Source organism: Metabacillus sp. KUDC1714, from assembly GCF_014217835.1.
GTDB classification, from domain to species: Bacteria; Bacillota; Bacilli; order Bacillales; family Bacillaceae; genus Metabacillus; species Metabacillus rhizosphaerae.
Genome location: NZ_CP055263.1, coordinates 4,623,778 through 4,644,984, shown reverse-complemented (window position 1 = coordinate 4,644,984; position 21,207 = coordinate 4,623,778). Strand labels below are relative to the sequence as shown.

Genomic DNA, 21,207 nt, shown 5'->3' with positions numbered 1-21,207 from the left:
AGGTTAATTGTTTGAATCACATCCTTCTAATATGATAGATTATAGGATTGCAAGCAAGTTGATGAAAAAAAGACAGCAATTAAAGTTAATTTTCCACTATAAATTCCGCAAGAACAGAAAAGAAGAGGATCTTGAAGTTAAATATAATTAGGATAAATATACAAGATTGGGGGAGAAAGGATAACCATTATGCTAGTTTTTACATATTGTAAAAAAACTTCAACAAATTTGAAAGCGCTTTAATTAACTGCTTATTTATTAACTAATTACAAAATGAAGGTGTGCTCTAGTTTGAAGAAGGACAAGTTTTAATAAAAAAGGGAGGTTTTCTAAAGATGAAATCATTTTCTAAATTTATTTCATTTATGATAATTCTCGTTTTACTGTTAGGACTAGCAGCTGGATGTAGTTCTGAAAAAACAGCTGAAGGTGAAGATGGAGAAATCACTTTACGTGTTGCTTGGTGGGGTTCTCAGGATCGTCATGATAAAACAAAAAAAGTAATCAAGTTATTTGAGGAAAAAAATCCAAATATAAAAATAACTCCTGAATTTACAGGCTGGGATGGATACTGGGAGAAACTAGCAACAGCTGCAGCTGGAAAGAATTTAGCTGATGTGATTCAAATGGATTACCGATATTTAATGGAATATGTAGATCGTGGACTTATTGAGGATTTAAATTCTTTTGTGGACTCTGGTGCTCTAAATCTTGATGATGTTGGTGAGGCGTATATTGAAGGGGGATATGTAGACGACAAGCTTTACGCTGTTAATTTAGGAACGAATGCTTTAGCGATGGCATATGACCCTGCCATGTTTAAAAAAGCAGGTGTTGAACCTTTTAAACCTGGTTATACATGGGAAGAGTATGCTGAGGCAGCAAAGAAACTAAAGGACCAATTCGGTGACGGTGTGTATGGAGTCGAAGGAGCTAAAAACTCTTTAGGGAATTTTCAATATTATTTAAGGCAACATGATATTGAATTGTATAACGAGGAAGGAACAGCGCTTGGATATGAAGATGATAAGCTATTAGTTGAGTTCCTTAACTATTGGGATGAATTACTAAAGGATGGTGTAGCAGCACCGCCAGATGTAACAGCTGCCGTTCAAGGTAGATTGGAAGAAGAGCTAATTGTCCATGAAAAAGCACCTACATTATGGTTTAACAGTAACCAAATTGTTGCTCTGCAAGGTGCAGCAGGACGTGAATTAAAGCTAGCCCTTTTACCATCACTTCCTGAAGGGAAAGAAGGACTGTATTTAAAACCATCACAGTTCTTCTCAGTCTCAAAGGAATCAAAACATAAAGAGGCAGCTGCAAAGTTCATTGATTTTATTACAAACGATCTTGAAGCAAATGAGATTCTAGCGGCCGAGCGAGGAGTTCCAATAGCTGCGAAAGTACGTGACAACTTGAAACCTCAAGTAGATGATGCGGCAAGGGAAATGTTTGACTATGTTGAACTTGCAGAACAACATTCAAGTCCAATTTATCCCCCAGAGCCATCAGGAGCAGGTGAATTAGACGCATTATTTACAAGGCTTGCAGAACAATTGAATTTCGGAGAATTTACTACAGAAGAAATGGCAAAAACATTCCGATCTGAAGCAAACAAAATATTAGCGAAAAATAAGTAAATTTCCTAATAAAGATTTACACATTACCAAAGGGTAAACCCCTTCAAATTATTTTTATATATGCTTAGTCTTATAGATAGACTTTATATAGAAATTATTAGAGGGGTAACCCTATTAAATTAATAATCTTTACAGTGGAGGTGCCAAATGCAATCAGAAACAAGTGTGTTAACGGACAAAAAGGTCACAAAACGAAGTAAAGCACTTCATAAGGGCTGGAAAAAGGAATTAATCGCATATGCTTTTATTTCTCCTTGGTTATTGGGGTTTCTTGGATTTATTATTGGCCCAATGATTGCATCTTTATATCTATCTTTTACAGATTATGACATGTTATCAAGCCCATCATGGGTTGGGTTACAAAATTATATCACCATGTTTACAGATGATTCACGTTTCTGGACGTCTTTAAAGGTAACATTTACATTTGTATTTATATCTGTCCCTTTTAAACTAGCTTTTGCATTATTTGTTGCTATGCTTTTTGTAAAAGCTCGACGTGGTGTTGGTTTATATCGATCGGTGTACTACATACCATCTATTGTTGGTGGAAGCGTTGCGGTAGCTGTCATGTGGAAGCAGCTTTTTGGAAGAGAAGGTGCTATTAATGGAATCCTAAGCTATTTTGGGATTGAAGGACAAAACTGGATTGCAAGTCCCGATTATGCATTATCAACGCTCATCATTTTAGTTGTATGGCAGTTCGGTTCCCCAATGTTAATATTCTTAGCAGGCTTAAAACAAATACCAACTGAATTATACGAAGCAGCAGCAGTTGATGGTGCTTCAAAGTTTAGTCAGTTTTTTAAGATTACGATTCCTATGTTAACACCAGTTATCTTTTTTAATTTAGTCATGCAGATGATAAGTGGCTTTATGACGTTTACACAAAGTTTTCTCATTACAGCAGGTGGACCACTAGATCGTACATTATTTTATGCCGTTTATTTATACGAAAAGGGATTTACTCATTTTCAAATGGGATATGCATCCGCAATGGCATGGATTTTATTGATTATCGTAGCTGTTTTTACAGCACTAATTTTTAAATCTTCATCTGCATGGGTCTATTACGAATCAGAGGGAGGGAAATAAAATGAAGCAAACAAAAAGTGACATTTTTTTTCACGTTTTTGTAATAGGATTTGGGTTACTGATGATTTATCCGATATTTTGGACATTAGCAAGTTCGCTTAAGCCTGAATCTGATATCTTTAAAAATGCTGCATCCTTGTTTCCCTCGGAATTTAAATGGGACAACTATGCACTAGGCTGGGCAGGATTTGGTGATATTACATTTGGAACCTTCTTTTTAAATTCAAGTATTGTCACAGTATTAGTTGTTATCGGGACCCTGATTTCATCAACATTAGTCGCTTTTGGATTTGCTCGACTCCACTTTAAATTTAAACGTGTATTATTTGTTTGCCTACTTGCAACTATCATGCTGCCACATCAAGTTACCCTAATTCCACAATATATCATGTTTCATAAAATAGGCTGGGTAAATACATTTTATCCGTTAGTTGTTCCTGCATTCATAGGAGGAGTGCCATTTTTTATCTTTTTAATGGTTCAATTTATAAGGGGGATTCCTCGAGAATTAGATGAAGCAGCTATTATTGATGGTTGTAGCACATTCGGGATTTTCTGGAATATTATTCTTCCTTTAACAAAGCCTGCACTAGCGACTGTTGCGATTTTCTCATTCTACTGGACATGGGATGATTTTATGACACCATTAATTTATTTAAATGATACTAAGCTATTCACAGTTTCACTTGGGTTAAGATTGTTTTCTGATCCGTCAGCTGTAACAGCATGGGGGCCTTTGTTTGCCATGTCGATTGCTTCATTGATACCAACATTTCTTATTTTTCTCTTCTTTCAAAAGCATCTTGTTGAAGGTGTTGCCACAACAGGGATTAAATAGAGCAAAATAGAATTGCTGGTTCTTATTAGCCCTGAGTATGTTACATATCAGGGCTTTACTCAAGAAGGCTCAACACCAAACATATCATATCGATAGGGGTGGACTCGTGAACATCTGTAAATATTCGATTTATCGGAAGAATTGTGATCCTGAATTGGATTGGGACATGCACGATTTCCATACACATAATGAGTTTGAAATTTATCTTTTTCATAGTGGTAATTGTCATTATTTAATTAAAAACAAGGTTTATCATTTACAACCAAACGATTTAATTTTATTAAACGGTTTAACCCTTCACAGAGCAAACCCTCTTCCGACAGAAATGTATGAAAGAAGTGTTGTTCATTTTTCATCAGAGGTATTGGAGCCAATTATCACGACCTTGAAATTTCGAGAGTTATTAAAGCCATTCTCAACGTTCAATAATTGCTTATTCCGTGATATTGACCAGAAATTATTGAATCAAATAGAGCAATCAATTCAAGCAATATCTGAACTTTCGCAAGGTGAAGGGATTAAAGCTGATAAATGTGAGGACTCCACACTTAATTGTCGTTTTTATATAGCCAAAATGCAGACCTTAGTGATTCAGCTTTTGTTTCAAATTTATGAGCTAAGTCAAACACATCAAAATAAGCACATACATGTGGAAACTGAAAAAGAATTGCATGTTAGAAGAATTACGGCATGGATTGATAAGCATTACCAAGAAGACATATCATTAGATCATATTTCTAAAAGTCTTAATGTTAGTAAGTATTATATGTCACATATATTTAAGGAAGTAACGGGTGGAACGATCATGAAATTTTTAATGAGCTGCCGTCTTAATCACTCGAAAAGATTACTAGAAACAGAGCCTAATTTATCTGTATTAGATGTAGCATTAGAATCCGGCTTTAAGCATGGCTCCCATTTTAGCAGATATTTTCTTGAAAAAGTAGGATTTACGCCGTTAGAGTATCGCAAAAAATATTGCAATATAAGGGATTTTTCTACTTTATCTTTTAATGACCAAACTAATTACATAAAAAAATAATTCGACATTCATTATACAGACATTCAAATGAATGTCTGCTTTGTTATGAATTTAAAATCTTTTCATAGGTCTAAAAGAACAAAAGCGCAAGCCCCTTGAACAACCTCGGGCAAATAAGACGCTTAAGAAATGATGCAAAATCTAACGAGTCTTTCTGGTGATTTAAAATCAATAAATAAATAGATCACAAGAAACCCCTTATCTTTAGATGTGACAAGGGGTTTCTTTCTTGTAGTATTTTATAAATACCTACCAGGGATTATTGTCTAGCCTCCTAGGTTACCTCCCGCAACATGCTGAAAGCTAAGGACAAAAACTTTTTGTGCCCATCCTTTTCCCATCTGCCTAGGCTCTTAATTCGTGAAATCCAAACATTTTAGAAAGGATCTGGGTGTAAGGAACAATCGAGACAACTAATTGAATGAGCAATAATCATTTATCTGAAAAAGTAATCTTTATATCAGACAAGAGTTTGTGAGCGTTTTCTAACTAGGTTAATAGTATGTTTCTTACAGCATGATTGTAGACGTAATGCTAGAGATAAACTATCTTGGTGTTGTACAAAGAAGCCCGAGAAAATAGCAGGAGGGCTTTATGATGAAGGAAGGAGGTAAATTCCAAGCTCGTCACTTTTAAATACAAATAGATGACGTGCTAACGAATTAAATCAGAGGTAATAAGTCGAACGGGATGAATAAGGGAGGAAATGAATGAAAAAATTTTTGTGTGTATTTTATGCTTAATACTACTATTTCCAATTTTTCAGAGTGTAGTCGGATTCACAGCAACAGTTGATCAACCAACGATAAATTCTATTAATAATGATGACACAAGATGATATGTTAGATATTTAACTATATTAATAGGGGAGATGACAAATGGGAAGGCTATACAAATTATTATTAACATTAATGATTATCTTATGTGTTGCACTTTTTAATGTAAGCGCAATCTCTGCGGGTGAGAATACATCAGAAGTTGGCTTTAAATTTTTATTTGGGGGAAGCGAAAAAGAAGACTATATTACAATCGATCAAGCTTCAGTTTACTCTGAGAAAATTGGTTATGGATTAGAAAACTCATCTGATATTCAAATCAATAATGGTTCAATAAGCGGTTCTGAGATTCTGTTTCGTACAGATTTACCAGTAAACGATTATAGTATTTCTCTAGTTGCACCTAGCACTCTTGATGCTGCGAAAACGAAAGTCTTTATCAATGGAGTTGAAATTAAAAAACCATGGGTAAAACAGGAGGGTGAGAATGTCCTGCTATTCCGTTACGCTTTAATTGATGAAGCGATGAACTTTAAGATTACGGGTGAAATAGCTAGTGTCTCACAGCTTTCAATCAACCCTCTGCCGAAACGGACAGCTGGGGAAAATCCATCTGTTTTTTTGATTAGTGACTCAACAGTACGAAATTATGAAATTGCACGAGCTCCAATGACAGGTTGGGGACAAGTTATTGATCGTCTCTTTAAGTCAGAAATCAAAGTTGAAAACCGTGCAATGGGAGGGCGAAGTACAAAGGTCGCATATAATGAGGGGCGTTTGAACGATTTGCTTGTCGATATTAAGCCTGGAGATTACGTATTCATTCAATTTGCACATAATGATGAAGCTGTTAATTATCCCGACCGATATGTTACCGTTGATGAATATAAGGAATATCTTACTAATTATTATATAAAAGGTGCTCTCCAACGAGGAGCAACCCCAGTTGGCCTAACTTCGATGAATAGACGGACCTTTAATAAGGAAATGGGAATCTTTGTTGATAGCTTTCCTACATATACACAGGCTATGAAGGAAGTTGCAGCTGAAAATAACCTACAGTTGCTTGACCTGAACGCAAAAAGCCTGGAGTATTACAATTATCTTGGCTATGATGGTACAGCTTCAATCTTTATGCAACTTAAACCAGGAGAATACCCGAATTATCCTTCAGGATTGAATGATAACACCCATTTTAAAGAAGCTGGTGCTAAACAGATGGCAAGGATGATTATAGAAGAAATAAATGATAAGATTCCAGACTTATCACATTATACACTTCCTTACCATAAAGTCATGAAGGAAGTATTTAAAGATACAGAAACGCTTTGGGAAAGGGAACAAATTGAGAAAATGGTTCTTTTAGGAGTTATGCCTGTAGGGGGTAAAAACTTCAAACCGGAACAAGATGTTCGCTTTGTTGATTATCTTGACATGATTGAAAAATTAACTGGCATCCAAGCAGCAGAACTTGGAATCGAAAGCATTGTTAAAAAACCTGAGCTTTTAACACGTGAAATGGCTGTCAGCCTAGCCCTTGACTCTTATGCATTAAAGAAAAACATTACGCCACCTGAGGGAAGTCTGGATTCTTATGCAGACAAAGACGAAGTCTCATCTAATCTTGCTAATAAAGTGGCTTCTGCAGCTGAGCTAAACTTACTTATCCCTACTGAGAACAACCTTCTAAATCCAAAGGCTGTTATGACGAAGAAAGATACAGCAGTACTGCTGTACAAAATTTATATCCTCCTTAACAGATAACAGAACGCCTAAAAACCCTAGCAGTGAATAATTGCGAGGAAAATCTTTAGTAAGACAAAAAAGACAATTTTTCAAACAACAAATAAGAAGCTTCCTTTTTAACAGGAAGCTTCTTATGTTTTACCCAATATAAACATAATGTTGCAAAAAGGTAAAACTAAGAAATCTCACCTTTGTCGAACCTACTACTCTACTGTGATAGCTAAGTCAGTAACCAGGAGGTATTCTAAATGACATAAAAAAGTTTTGTGCCCAACCTTTGCCCATCTGCCCAGCTCCTTATTCGTGAATTCCAAACATTTTAGAAAGGATCCGAGTGTAAGGAACAATCGAGACATAATTAAATGAGCAATAATCATTTATATGAAAAAGTAATCTTTATATCAGACAAGAGTTTGTAAGCGTTTTCTGACGAGATAAATAGTATGTTTCTTACAGCATGATTGTATACGTAATGCTAGAGAATAACTTAACTTGGTATTGTAGGAAGAAGCCAGGAAATATAACAGAAGGCTTTATGATGAAGGAAGGGGGTAAATTCCAAACTCGTCACTTATAAATACGAATAGATGACGTGCTAACGAATTAAATCAGAAGTAAAAAGTCGAACGGTATGAATAAGGGAGGAAATGAATGAAAAAATTTATGTGTGTATTTTTATGCTTAATACTACTATTTCCAATTTTTCAGAGTGGAGTCAGCCTCGCAGCAACAGTTGATCAACCAGCTGTAAATTCTATTATTAGTGATGATTTCGAGAATGAAACAGTTGGAAGTTTACCAGCTGGGTATATTCATAGTGCCTCACAAGAGGGAGTTACTGAAGAAACAAGCGCTGTATTTGTTGACGATGTACCCGTTGATTCTATAGGCAACACTTCTGCTAGAGGGTTACGAGTATTTGATAATGATAGTGGTTCGTCTAAACGAGCTAGAACAATTGTTACAAAAACATTTGATCAACAAGCTGGGAGTTTTGTAATTGAATTAACTATGATGGAACCAAAAGCAGTAGGGAATTCATATCCCTTACGACTAGAAGATAAAGAACATGGAAAATCAGGCATAATTCTTGAGGTTTCAGGCGGAAACCTTGGTTATAAGGGGAGTGATGGAGCTTTTAAACAACTCTCTTATGATGGTGAGAATAATATTCCATTAGAATCAAATGTATGGTATCACTTAAAACTATTAGTCGATGTAGTGAATGATTCAGCAGACATCTATATTAATGGCAAATATACAGGTAACATTCCCTTTTACCAAGCGGTTGATCGTTTAGATGCAATTGAAGCGCAAACGGCTGGATCATCTGTTGGGGATTTGTATTGGGACAATCTACAAGTATTTGTTGAACCTACTGATTCACCAAAGGGCTTATCAGCAATATTCGGTGATCAAGTAGCTGAACTAAATTGGATCCCTGCCAAAGGTGCTTCTTCGTATAATATCAAGAGAAGTACGAATAATGGCGGACCCTATGAAGTTATTGCTACAAACATAACAGAGACACGCTTTGTCGATAGTAAGCTAGTAAATAATAAAACCTATTATTATGTTGTCTCTGCTGTAAATTCAGTCGGAGAAAGTAAACTTTCAAACCAGGTTAGTGTTACACCAACTGAAATACCAAATCCACCTTTACCTCCAATCGATCTAACGGTTCTCCCTAGAGATAGTCAGATTGATTTGAGCTGGAAAACATCTGGTCAAACAAAGTCGATTTTATTTGTGGGTACAGGGACTACTGCTGATGAAAAAACGATTGATCATTTAGAATCACTTGGATACACTGTCTCTTTTAAAAAGGATAACGAAGTAAAAACTGAAGATGCACCTATTTATGATTTAGTATTTATTGGAGAATCCTCAGGCTCAAGCTATATTGGGAAAAAATTCATGAATTCCCCTGTACCAGTTATATATGCAGAACCTTATGTCTTAGATGATGTCAGTTTGAGTGCATCTACTTCTGGAGCATTTGGAAGCTTTGATAACCAAACCTCATTTAATATTAAATTGAGTAACCATCCACTTGCTGCTGGTCTAAGTGGCATGATCGATGTTTACACTCAACCTGGTAAAGTCAATTTTGGTGCACCTTCTGATGAAGCGATCGTGATTGCAACTGCAGAAGATGATGACAGCAAAGCAACGATTTTTGCGTATGAAAAGGGTTCTAAAAATATGAAGGGTGATCCTGTACCAGCACGTCAAGTAGCTACATTTTTATTTGCGGGCCAGGAAGGTTTCGTGACAGAAAACGGTTGGAAGTTGATTGATGAGTCAGTCAAATGGGCACTTGGCATCGATGAAAATAATGCCGGTCCAAAAGAAACGTATACTATTAAACGAAGTACAGAAAAAGAAGGACCATATCAGACAATTGCTGACAATATTGAGGGAACTAACTTTCGTGATACTGGTTTAGAAAATGGGACGAATTATTATTATGTTGTAACGGCAGAAAATATTGGAGGAGAGAGCACGAATTCTAAAGAAGTAAGTGCGTCACCTGTGACTCCACTTCAAGCTCCAACCGGATTGTCAGCAAGTGATGGCCATGGAGAGGTAACAATCAATTGGGCATCAGTTAAAGGGGCAACATCCTACCAAATCTTACGCAGTAAGGAAAAGGGAATGTCCTATGAAATGATTAAAAGTGGGGTAACGGAAACGAACTATACTGATACTGAAATATCAAATGGGGAGAGGTATTACTATGTTGTAGCTGCAAAAAACGAAACAACTACTAGTACAAATTCCAATCCTATAAGCGCAGTTGGTATGCCAGGGAATGGAGTACCAGCCATTCCAAGTGGAATTGAAGCAACTGCAGGTGATAACCAGGTTATATTAACATGGTCTACTATAAGTGGGGCTGACACATATAACATTAAACGTGGTTCGTTTGATAGCAGGGAATATGAAGTAGTTGCAACTAATGTTCATCTTACTAGTTTTCAAGATGTCAACGTTACAAATGGTGAAACCTATGACTATGTCATATCAGCTGTAAATGAGAAGGGAGAAAGCTTCGAATCCTCTCCTATAGCCGTTACTCCTGCGAAGGTAACAATTGTAGCAAAAGAGGGTGGAGATTTTAAAACCGTTCAAGAAGCCATTGATGCTGCACCTGATAACAGTTCTAAACGGCATGTGATTTACCTAAAGGATGGTGAATATCGTGAAAAAATAACGATACCAAAGAGTAAAACAAACCTTAGTTTAGTAGGTGAAAGTAAAGAAGGTACTGTTCTTGTTTATAGTGATAATGCAAACACACTAGGTCCTGATGGCAATCCATTAGGCACCTCGAAAAGTTCAAGTATTTTTATTTATTCAAATGATTTTATTGCTAAAAATTTAACCATCCAGAATGATTCTGGACAAGGTACAGGTCAGGCGGTTGCAGCGTATGTTCAGGGTGATCGCGCCTACTTTGAAAACGTAAAATTTTTAGGTTTTCAAGATACATTGTATACACATCTCTCAAGACAATATTATCAAGGCTGCTATATTGAAGGTGATGTCGATTTCATCTTCGGTCCAGCAACAGCAGTATTTGAGGATTGCCAAATCCATAGTAAACGTGATGGTGGAATGCTAACAGCGGCTAGCACCCCTCAGGACAGTAAATTTGGATATGTCTTTTTGAATTCTACTATTACTGCTGACGGAGGTGTAGAAGGAGTTCGTTTCGGAAGACCTTGGCGCCCATATTCATCTGTTACTTTTATCAATTCAGAGATCGATGCATCAATTGCATCTGATGGTTGGGATAATTGGGGAAATGAAGGAAATGAAAAAACAGCGAGGTATTCAGAATATAATAGCAAAGGCGTGGGGGCTAACCCAAAAGAACGTGATCCTTGGACAAAGCAATTAACACCAGAGGAAGCTAATCAATATACTGTTCAAAATATATTGAAAGGAACGGATGGATGGGACCCTACTCGAATAGGTATTATTCCATTATCAGATATAGCACCACCGACTATTACGATCGATCAGAAAGATGCTTTTGTCAATAAAGCTGAATTTACAATTACAGGAATAGTAAACAAAGAAGCAATCGTTTCAGTTAATGAGAAGGAAATTTCACTACAAGAAGACTTCAAATTTAACACAACTGTTCAATTAAATGAGGGATTGAACATAATCACCGTTCAAGCGCGTGATACAGATGGAAATCGCAGTATCCCATCTGTCGTAAAAGTTGTTTATGATCATGTCAAACCTGTTATTACAGTAGATGAACATAAGCTTGAGAAAAATGGAAATCACTATAATACGATTTACAATCCGTTTCCACTAACAGGTAAGTTAAGTGAAGCTGGCACTATACTTGTTAATAAGAAGGCAATACAAGCCTCTGCGGATTATACTTTTAACTCAAATGTAGATCTTGAACCTGGATTAAATACCATAACGCTGACTGCTGTTGATCTTGCGGGAAATGAGTCCGAACCTGTCGTTTTCAAAATTGTTCCGAAAGGGAATGCTGTACCAGACGGACCAATAAACATCATTAAAAGTGAAGCAACAAGCCCGAATACCGTTGAAGTAACATTTAATAGTAAACTGAAAAACTTCAATTCTAGTGATATCGAACTGCAGACTGCAACCAACGATTGGGCTGATCTTGATCCCAATCTTAAACCAAATATGACAGTGGAAAGTATTTCCACTAGAGTTAATAAAGACAAGCAAACAGTAGCTGTTATTAAAACCAAGGAAGTATTTAACACGGATGGTACAATCACGAAGCAACTCAATGAAGATCCATACGATATACCGTACCTCAATGCTGCCTATTATACCGGAAATAAAGAAAATGATCGTAAACAGGCTGATGCTCTATTATCCTGGCAAATGGATCATGGCGGATGGTATAAAAACATGGAGGATAAATACAATCGACCTTGGGATGGTCAAGAACCTAAATCCGAAATGTATACTCCTGAACATGGTGAATTGGGTGTCATTGATAATAATGCAACAACAAATGAGATACTCTTCTTAGCTTTAATGTATAAGGAAACAGGTGATATTCGATATAAAGACTCTGTTTTAAAAGGTATCCATTATTTACTTGAGGCTCAATATGATAGCGGTGGATGGCCGCAAGTATATCCTGCAAGAGGCAACTACTCGGACTATGTTACGTATAACGATAATGCGATGGTTCGTGTTATGAATGTACTAACAATGGTCTCGCAAAAGAAGTTTCCATTTAATTCAGACATTGTTAATAAGGAGCTTTCAGAACAGACCAAGCTTTCATTAAACCATGGAGTGGATTATATTTTAAAATCCCAAATCAAGGTGAATGGTGAATTAACAGCATGGTGTGCACAACATGATCCAGTTACGTACGAACCAAAAGAAGCACGTTCCTATGAACATCCATCTCTTTCAGGTTCCGAATCAGTTGGGGTAGTCCAGTATTTGATGTCACTTCCAAACCCTTCAATAGAAATTCAGTCTGCAATCGATGGTGCAATAAACTGGTTTGAAGAAGCGAAAATTGAAGAGATGAAGTATGTTTCAGGGGATCCTGCAGGACAATACTTTTATCCTGATTCAGCAAGCAACACTTGGTATCGATTTTATGAGATCGGCACCAATCGTCCAATCTTTTCAGGTAGAGATGGTTTAATCAAACACAATATACTAGAAATTGAACAAGAAAGAAGAGACGGTTACCGCTGGGCAGGAGAATGGCCACAAAAATTACTAGATGTTACAAATACAACAGGTTATTACGAAAACCGTGTATATGTGAAAGTCGTTGATGATCGTTCGCAAAATGCGACGGGTGAATCTTTGAAAATAGGAAGTTTATTTAAAGTAGAAGATGGCTTTTCAGCACAGGAATGACAAAGTTTTTTCTCAGGTTGGCATTATGACCTTCATATGCAATTTTACAAATAGATTGTTGTAAAAAAAGCAGAGCTGCCACCTGGCAGTCTGCTTAAGGAGGATAAATAGTGAAAAGGTTTACTCTAATGGTAACAACGGTAGTATTATTATTTGGGTTATTAGAAATTTCATTTATTCCTCAAGAAGGCCAAGCGGAAGCTAACAAGGTTCTAGCATTCCCAGGAGCTGAAGGCGGGGGAATGTATACAAGTGGTGGACGTGGCTACGACGTTTATGAAGTGACGACCTTAGATGATTATGGTGAGGGTGATCTTCCTATTAAAGGAACATTAAGAGATGCAGTTAGTCAAGGAAATCGAACTATCGTCTTTCGAGTATCTGGTACAATTCATCTTAAGCAAAGCTTGAAGATTAAACAAAAAAACTTAACAATCGCTGGTCAAACAGCTCCAGGTGATGGAATTGCTGTTGCAGGTTTTGGAACCGATATCTCTGGTTCTGAAAATATAATAGTCCGCTATATGAGATTTAGACCTGGTAGCACAAATATTGAGTCAGAGCCTGATGCGTTTGGTGGACGTGATGTCAAGAATGCGATGGTGGATCATATTTCAACTAGCTGGTCTGTTGATGAAACACTGTCTTTTTATCGAAATGAAAATACAACACTACAATGGAGCATAATTAGTGAGAGTTTGTATATCTCAGGTCATGTGAAAGGAAGACATGGTTATGGTGGAATATGGGGCGGTGAGAATGCCACTTTTGCCAATAACTTAATTGCTAGCCATACAAGTCGCCTTCCTGCACTAGGGAATTCAGGAAATAAACTACATCCGATTTCTAGTACAGATATGGTCAACAATGTCATTTATAATTGGGGATTTAACTCTACCTATGGTGGGAATGATCAGGAGAATAATATGATCAATAATTATTATAAGCCAGGACCAGCTACTCACGAAAAAGTAATTAAGCGTGTGGTTAGCCCTGGTCAAAACGGCAGATCTAGCTGGTTTTATGTGAAAGGTAACTATATGTATGGAAATAAGGCTGTAACAGAAGATAATACGTTAGGAATGGAAGAAATCAAAGATGGTACCGTTTTTTCCGACTCTCCTTATGAAGTGCTTGGGCACGATACATTAAACATAAAGCCTGCTGAGAAAGCCTATGAAGAGGTACTTAAAAAATCAGGTGCAACATATCCGCGTAGAGATGCCGTGGATGCGCGTATTGTTAATGATGTTAAAAACGGCACCGGTAGATTAATTAATAATGAATGGGAAGTAGGCGGTTATCCTGAATTGAAATCGGCCAAAGCACCAATTGATACAGACCATGATGGGATACCGAATTTATGGGAAGAAGCCAAAGGATTAAATCCTAACAATATTGCTGATGGGAAGGACATTACAGCATCAGGTTATTCGAATTTAGAATTATATTTAAACTCACTTGTTTTAATAGATAAGCAAGCTGATAATCCAGAGATAGACCTTCTATCACCTAAAATGAACGGTATTTATAAAGCAGGTTCTACCGTGAGAATGAAAGTTAAGCTAAAAGATAAACGAACTATTTCCAAAGTCGAATATTATCGTAATGATGAAAAGATTGGAGAATCTTCAAATGGTACATTTGATTTTTACTGGAAAAATGCCCCTGATGGTACATGGTATATAACAGCAAAAGCAATTGACAAAAACGGAAATGCTACACAGACAACCTCTATGCCAATTCATGTTAATACAGTAAATCAATCAAGAGATTGGACCGCAAAAGATATTGGAAAAGTACAAATAAAAGGTATTACAACTAAGACGAATGAAGGACTTACAGTCAAAGGCTCAGGTCGCATTGATCAAAGAGTTGACGCCTTTCATTTTGCCTTTAAGGAAGTAACAGGAGACGCAGAACTGGTAGCAAGAATAGATTCACTAACAAAGGTTGACAACAATGCTATTTCGGGCCTAATGATACGTGATAGTCTTGAAAAAGATGCAGCTACAGCGATCATCAGTACGTCGGTAGTGAAAGCTGATAAACAGGATACACCTTATTCAGTCCATTTTTCTACGCGAACTAATAACGGCGAGCCAATTCTTGCACCAGGTGAAAACGATCGACCTGAGGAAATTGGCTTACCATCCCTTAATGGGACAACACTGCCTTACTGGTTAAAAATTATAAGAAATGGTGATCTATTAATAGGGTATGCTTCAGAAGATGGAGAAAATTGGACAGAAGTTGGTCGAAAAGAAATCAAAATGGGTGAAGATGTGTATATAGGATTTGCGGTAGATGGTGCTAAAAATACGAGTCAAATTGCAAATTATAATACAGCCACTTTTTCTAACATTTCGCTTATAGGAGATATAAGTAAAATAGATAAATAGGTTGAGTTGGTGCCAAATATTTTAACTGGGTAACTAGAAGAAAGACTGAAATATGCATAAAAAGACTGAACTCTGAATAAATACAGGGTTCAGTCTTTTGCCATAGGATACAATAGCTTTAAGAATTTTTATTTTTATTCGGAATTCTGTTGTTTTGACTTCCGTTTCCTCTGGAAAATTCCTTCACTTCAACATCTTGTCCGTTTTCAATTGCTCTTTTTTCAGCTCTTGAACGAATTTGTCGGCCATCACTTTGGTTGCCCATTTCATCATTCTCCTTTTCTTATTGATCATAAATAGGATTGGTTATTTTCATGAAAATATTTATCGTTTTTTTATAAATTGAATGTAAGGTTTGCATTAATAAATCAACAGAGTAACAGATCAGCTTTCATATTATCTGTTCTTCAGTATTTATTCCCACTCGTTTCCTCTTCAAAACAGATCTTATTTACAATTTTTCGAAAGAATATCCCATTACTGAAAGGAAATCAGAAGATTACGTCAAATTCAATACAGATGTGCTTATTATGATCACATCAGTGAGGATCACATTATAAAAAGAAAAGAGGAGAAGTGAAATGAACCTAAATTATATACAAGGAATAGCATCCAAAGTAAAAGAGAACATCCAAAAAGTTGTAATCGGGAAAGAGGAGCAGATCGACCAGCTGCTTGTTGCCTTAATCTCATCTGGACATGTACTATTGGAGGATGTCCCAGGAACAGGAAAGACTTTATTAGCAAAAACGATGGCTAAATCCTTGGATTGCTCATTTAAACGGATACAATTCACACCGGATTTATTACCTACCGATGTGACAGGTATTAATTTTTACAATCAAAAAAAGGGGGAATTTGAATTTCGATCAGGACCGATTTTTTCGAATATTGTCCTAGCAGACGAAATAAATCGGGCAACCCCAAGAACACAATCTAGTTTATTGGAGTGTATGGAGGAAAGACAGGCAACAATTGACGGTGAAACACATGTATTAGATCGTCCATTTATGGTGATTGCTACGCAAAATCCTGTCGAAAACCAAGGAACCTTCCCATTACCCGAAGCACAACTCGATCGCTTTTTAATAAAGGTAAAGTTAGGCTATCCATCCAAGCAAGAAGGAATAAATATTTTAAAGCGTTTTAAAGAAAATAATCCGCTTGAAAAGATGAATCCTGTCATAAATAGGGAGGATATTGTTGCTGCTCAAGACCTATATTCTAAAATTTATGTAAATGAAGATATTCTCCAATACATCATGAATATAGTAGAAAAAACTAGAAACCATCAAGCGATTGAATTAGGAATTAGTCCTCGTGGGAGCCAAGCATTGTTAAAAGCTGTCCAAGTTTATGCAATTCTTAAAGACCGTGATTATGTGAGTCCTGATGATGTAAAGGCAATGGTTAAACCGGTTTTAGGTCACAGAATTCTATTAAATTCTATGCTGAGATCAAAGATTGATCAAGTTGATATAATATTAGATGAAATATTGGAAGCGGTACCAGTTCCTGCAGAGGAAGAACTTATGAAAGGGATCATTCATAGATGAGTATTGCCTGGTTTATTTTTATTACATGCCTTATAAGTGTGATTCAAAGCTTTATTTTTAATAAATGGGGCTTAGTTCGTTTGCAATACAAACGTTTTTTTAATAAGGATACAGTATTCGCTGGGGAAGAGATAGAAATGATCGATGAAATCTCAAATAATAAACTTCTTCCAATACCATGGTTACGATTAGAATCAAAAATTGATCAAAATTTAAAATTTTTAGGAAAACAAGATCAATCAACTGAGGAACTAAGGGAAGAATTTCATAGAACATTATTTAGCCTGTTGCCCTATCAAAAAATAACAAGAAGACATAAAGTATGCTGTATGAAACGGGGATATTATGAACTTAAGACAATATCTTTGACACTTGGAGATGTACTTGGTTTCAGTGAGAGCTTTGATAACTTTAACGCTAAAGCAACCGTAACGGTGTATCCTGAAATCATTCCAATCGAAGACATACCTTTACCTTCTCATAGTTGGCTTGGCGATATTATGGTGAGAAGGTGGATTATTGACGATCCCTTTGTTATTGCTGGCGTACGAGAATATTCATATGGTGACTCAATGAATTCGGTAAATTGGAAAGCAACAGCTCGGACAGGAAGCTTACAGGTTAGTAAAAGGGATTACACGGCTGACCACCACCTAATGATTTATCTAAATTTTGATGAAACAGAGGATATTTGGATGCCTATTCAAAACACAACATTAATTGAAAAGGGTATATCTTATGCTGCTTCCATCGCACAACATTCAATATCGAAAGGAATAAACACAGGATTTGGATGTAACTCCTATTTTGTTGAACCATTTGGGCAAGCATTAGAAAATAATGTAAAGGAATCTGTACGCATTGAGCCGAAGAATGGGAAATATCAGCTAACACAGTTATACGATACAATGGCCAAACTAAGCATGGATAGAAGTATGAGCTTTAATCGATTTTTAATGGAAGATATGATAAACCGTAAAAATGCAGATATTCTAATAATTACTTCACTATTAACAGCAAATATACAAGATAATATCCGAATGCTTGAAACTCAAGGTAACAAAATTGAAATATTAATGCTGACTGACCAGCCTAATGATAATAAAGACAGGCAGGGGGAGGGTGAATATTATGCCTAATAAAGCCCGAGCAATTTTAGAGAAATGGATATTAGGAATGAGTGAACTCATTCTTATCTTCCCACTAGTTCTATTACTTGGCATATATTTTGTTCCCAGACCTCTACTTTGGATTGCACATTTGCCGATTCTATTTATTTTCGGTTACTTATTTAGGGTATTTGTCCAAGATAAAAAACGAATGATCTATCTTGTATTTACTATTCTCATAAGTGCATGTTCTGCTATTCTCTTTTATGAAAATCTGTTATCTTATTTAGTTGTTTTTATTTGTAATTGCATCATTTTTTACCGTAGTATCCTATATGCAGAACGGGAAATAGATAAATTATTTTCTTTTCCTAAACTATGGATGTTTGGGTTTCCTATATACTTTTTAGCTTACTTTGTGTATCGATTTATAGATCACTTATCTCCATATCTTAAAATCATCACATGGACTGGCCTTCTACTGGTCGTAATCACTTTATTCACTTCTAATAGTAATTCATTAACATCTTCAACCTTATCAAAACAAAAAAAACCGTTTGTGAATGGCTCAATTAAACGTAAAAACCAAGCCTATATTTTAATTTTCATTAGTATAATTGCTGTCATAACCAACTTTAAGCTTATCCAATTATTCCTTTATAAAGCTACTGTAGCAATTATATCTACGATTCTCTCAATCCTATCCATCTTTGAAAAAAATGGGCCTATTGAAAGTGCACCTCCACCTGCTGAATCAGCCACTCCGGTTTTAGAGGGAGGAGAGCCTTCCACAATTGCTGTCATTTTGGATAAAATTATGCAGTTTACATTTTATTCATTAGCACTCATTGTTAGTGTCGCTCTCATCATTTTTGCTGGGAAGAAATTAGGTTATTTTCTTAAAAAGGGTTTGAAATGGGTTTTAAATTTCTTAAACCAAATCTTTCATTTAGGTCACCGCGAACAAGAGGAAGGAATCCAATATTTTGACGAAAAGGAAAGTCTTATTAATATAAAAAAATGGGGTCATGATAAGAAAAATCAAACAAAGGAATTGATTTTTCACTTATTCAATCGTAAACCAAAGTGGGAAGATTTATCCGACCGCGAAAAAGTCCGCTATGTTTATCGGCTATTGGTTGAAAATAAAGTTAAGCAAGGATTTATCTTAAAAGTGTCCCATACACCATACGAGATTATAAGTGAAGTAAATAAAAATAAAAATCAAAATGAGCTAAAAATCTTACTAAAATCCTATGGTAAAGCAAGATATGGGAAACAGGACTTAAGTTTGCACGAACTTGAGGAGGTTTCATTACTTTTGAAATCAATAAAGAAAGATTAAATTTTATATTAATAGTCCTAAAGGGAGTGAAGCCTGACTTGCATGTGATTAAACATCAAGTCAGGCTTTTATCATTTTGAAAATATAAATATATAGTTTCATCATCGTCTTAACTAATAAGAGATAAAGGAGATAACCAATCAAGGTAATATATGGTGATAGTCTAAAAGAGGCCACCGAAATTGAGGATTCTAGTATAATATGAACAGACGCATGTGTAAGGTTTTTAAGGAAGAGAACACGATACGAATCTCCCTTTTTCAAACTGGTTAAAGGAATAGAGTCTAAATTAGACATGAAAGTGCTAGTCATTCATTCTATTCATTATCCATCCAAACTATTAAAAACTTAATTATATAAAGGAGGGTAAGGCTTTTAACAGCTAAAGACATGAAAAAACGAATAAAAAGCTTCATCCTCACGTTTATTGCAGTGGTGATATTATGTTGTATGATGATAATTGTTGTTGTTGAACAATGGAGTCATACAGAAGCTGGAAAAGTACCAGCAAAAACAGCTGTGTTGTTACATGCAGTGGATAAAAATCTTGTTACATCTGGTATGAAGCCACCAAAATTTTTAACGGCATCAGGAACCTCAAGTTATAACCGAGAGACAAAGTACATCCCCATGTCAGATGGAGCAGAAATACCAATTCGTATATATGAACCAAAGATTTCTGGACCACATCCAATTATCATCTATTACCACGGTGGTGCATTTTTAGAAGGGTATGGGGATATCAATACCCATGATAATATTGTTCGAGCTCTTGCCAATAAAACAGGTAGTGTTGTCATTTCTGTTGGTTATCGTCTGGCACCAGAACATCCATTTCCGACAGCCACAGAGGATAGTTATGAAGCCTTACTTTGGGCTGTAGAAAATGCCAAGACGTATAATGGCAATCCAAACAAGGTTGCTATTGTAGGGGACAGTGCAGGAGGTAATATAGCCACTGTAGTTGCCATGATGGCACGTGATCGTAAAGGGCCTGCCATAACTGCTCAAGCACTGTTTTATCCACTTACGACATTCAAAGATGTTGCGTTTAATTCTAGAGAAATGTACGACAGTGGTTATTATTTAATCTCAAGAAACGTTATGTTAAAAGCAAGAAAGTATTATACGCCAAACAAGGAAATGTGGTCTAACCCATATACATCCCCTTTACAAGCAGACAATCTTTCTAACCTTCCTCCCTCACTTATTATTACAGCAGAGTTTGATCCATTACGTGATGAAGGAGAAGCCTACGGTAAAAGGTTATCAGAATACGGTGTACCAGTTAAATCTATCCGCTATAATGGTGTTATGCATGGATTTGTGTCTTTTTATGAGGTCATGGATCGGGGAAATCATGCGTTACAAGAGGCAGCCATTTATTTGAATAAAGCGTTTAGTGAAGAGATTGCATACACCACATATGACTTACAAATATATGAACACCAAAAGACTCTTGAAGCCATTCAGGAGCGAGGAGAGGCATACGCAATAGGCGGCTATTTACTCGGAAAGCAAGCATTAACCAAGTTTGAATCCTGGTAAAAAAGTGTAACAATTAAAGTTTTATCAATGCAACTCATTTTCTCAAATGACAAAATAAGAGATGACTTTCACCCGCTACTTCGGTCATCTCTTATTTCCTTAAAAGCTTGAAAATTTTCGCTATCAATTATCTAAAGAATTTCCCAGATTGGGAGTGGTTTATAATTTAATGATGGAAAGGGAGTATTTTTAAGGATCGTAACATA

The 21,207-nt window shown here is 36.1% G+C and carries 12 protein-coding genes; 11 read left to right on the top strand and 1 reads right to left on the bottom strand.

Annotation, left to right across the window (positions count from 1 at the left end):
* The first annotated feature begins 335 nt into the window (after positions 1–335).
* The 7 genes from HUW50_RS21310 (at position 336) to HUW50_RS21280 (ending at position 15,443) form a co-directional block, all read left to right on the top strand.
* Positions 336–1,643, top strand: coding sequence for an ABC transporter substrate-binding protein (locus HUW50_RS21310; RefSeq protein WP_066340732.1), 1,308 nt, complete (start codon positions 336–338; stop codon positions 1,641–1,643).
* Between the two features lie 147 nt (positions 1,644–1,790).
* The gene (locus tag HUW50_RS21305) at positions 1,791–2,738 is read left to right on the top strand and encodes a carbohydrate ABC transporter permease (RefSeq protein WP_083964835.1); all 948 of its coding nucleotides are present in this window, start codon (positions 1,791–1,793) and stop codon (positions 2,736–2,738) included.
* Position 2,739: 1 nt separating this feature from the next.
* Complete coding sequence (locus HUW50_RS21300; protein WP_066340731.1) at positions 2,740–3,576, top strand: carbohydrate ABC transporter permease; 837 nt, start codon at positions 2,740–2,742, stop codon at positions 3,574–3,576.
* Between the two features lie 106 nt (positions 3,577–3,682).
* Positions 3,683–4,618, top strand: coding sequence for an AraC family transcriptional regulator (locus tag HUW50_RS21295; RefSeq protein ID WP_185653208.1), 936 nt, complete (start codon positions 3,683–3,685; stop codon positions 4,616–4,618).
* Positions 4,619–5,496: 878 nt separating this feature from the next.
* The gene (locus tag HUW50_RS21290) at positions 5,497–7,158 is read left to right on the top strand and encodes a rhamnogalacturonan acetylesterase (protein ID WP_066340728.1); all 1,662 of its coding nucleotides are present in this window, start codon (positions 5,497–5,499) and stop codon (positions 7,156–7,158) included.
* A gap of 633 nt (positions 7,159–7,791) precedes the next feature.
* Entirely contained in the window at positions 7,792–13,041 is a 5,250-nt protein-coding gene (gene pelA, locus HUW50_RS21285) for a pectate lyase (RefSeq protein ID WP_185653207.1), read from the top strand.
* A gap of 110 nt (positions 13,042–13,151) precedes the next feature.
* Complete coding sequence (locus HUW50_RS21280) at positions 13,152–15,443, top strand: Ig-like domain-containing protein (protein ID WP_232329110.1); 2,292 nt, start codon at positions 13,152–13,154, stop codon at positions 15,441–15,443.
* 118 nt (positions 15,444–15,561) lie between these two features.
* On the opposite strand, the gene HUW50_RS21275 is transcribed toward HUW50_RS21280, so the two are convergent.
* Positions 15,562–15,708, bottom strand: a complete 147-nt coding sequence (locus HUW50_RS21275) for a hypothetical protein (protein WP_157094539.1) — start codon at positions 15,706–15,708, stop codon at positions 15,562–15,564.
* A gap of 316 nt (positions 15,709–16,024) precedes the next feature.
* Here HUW50_RS21275 and HUW50_RS21270 point away from each other — a divergent pair, with 316 nt between their 5' ends.
* From HUW50_RS21270 to HUW50_RS21255, 4 genes are all read left to right on the top strand, one after another.
* Positions 16,025–16,999 (top strand): AAA family ATPase, encoded by a 975-nt coding sequence (locus HUW50_RS21270; RefSeq protein ID WP_066340711.1) that lies wholly within the window; start codon positions 16,025–16,027, stop codon positions 16,997–16,999.
* Positions 16,996–18,138 (top strand): DUF58 domain-containing protein, encoded by a 1,143-nt coding sequence (locus HUW50_RS21265; protein ID WP_066340695.1) that lies wholly within the window; start codon positions 16,996–16,998, stop codon positions 18,136–18,138. Before HUW50_RS21270 ends, HUW50_RS21265 begins: the two co-directional genes overlap by 4 nt.
* A complete protein-coding gene (locus HUW50_RS21260) occupies positions 18,131–19,453 on the top strand; it encodes a hypothetical protein (protein ID WP_066340687.1) in 1,323 nt (440 codons plus the stop codon). Before HUW50_RS21265 ends, HUW50_RS21260 begins: the two co-directional genes overlap by 8 nt.
* 450 nt (positions 19,454–19,903) lie before the next feature.
* On the top strand, positions 19,904–21,001 hold the full coding sequence (locus tag HUW50_RS21255) for an alpha/beta hydrolase (RefSeq protein WP_232329109.1): 1,098 nt from the start codon (positions 19,904–19,906) through the stop codon (positions 20,999–21,001).
* Positions 21,002–21,207: the final 206 nt, after the last annotated feature.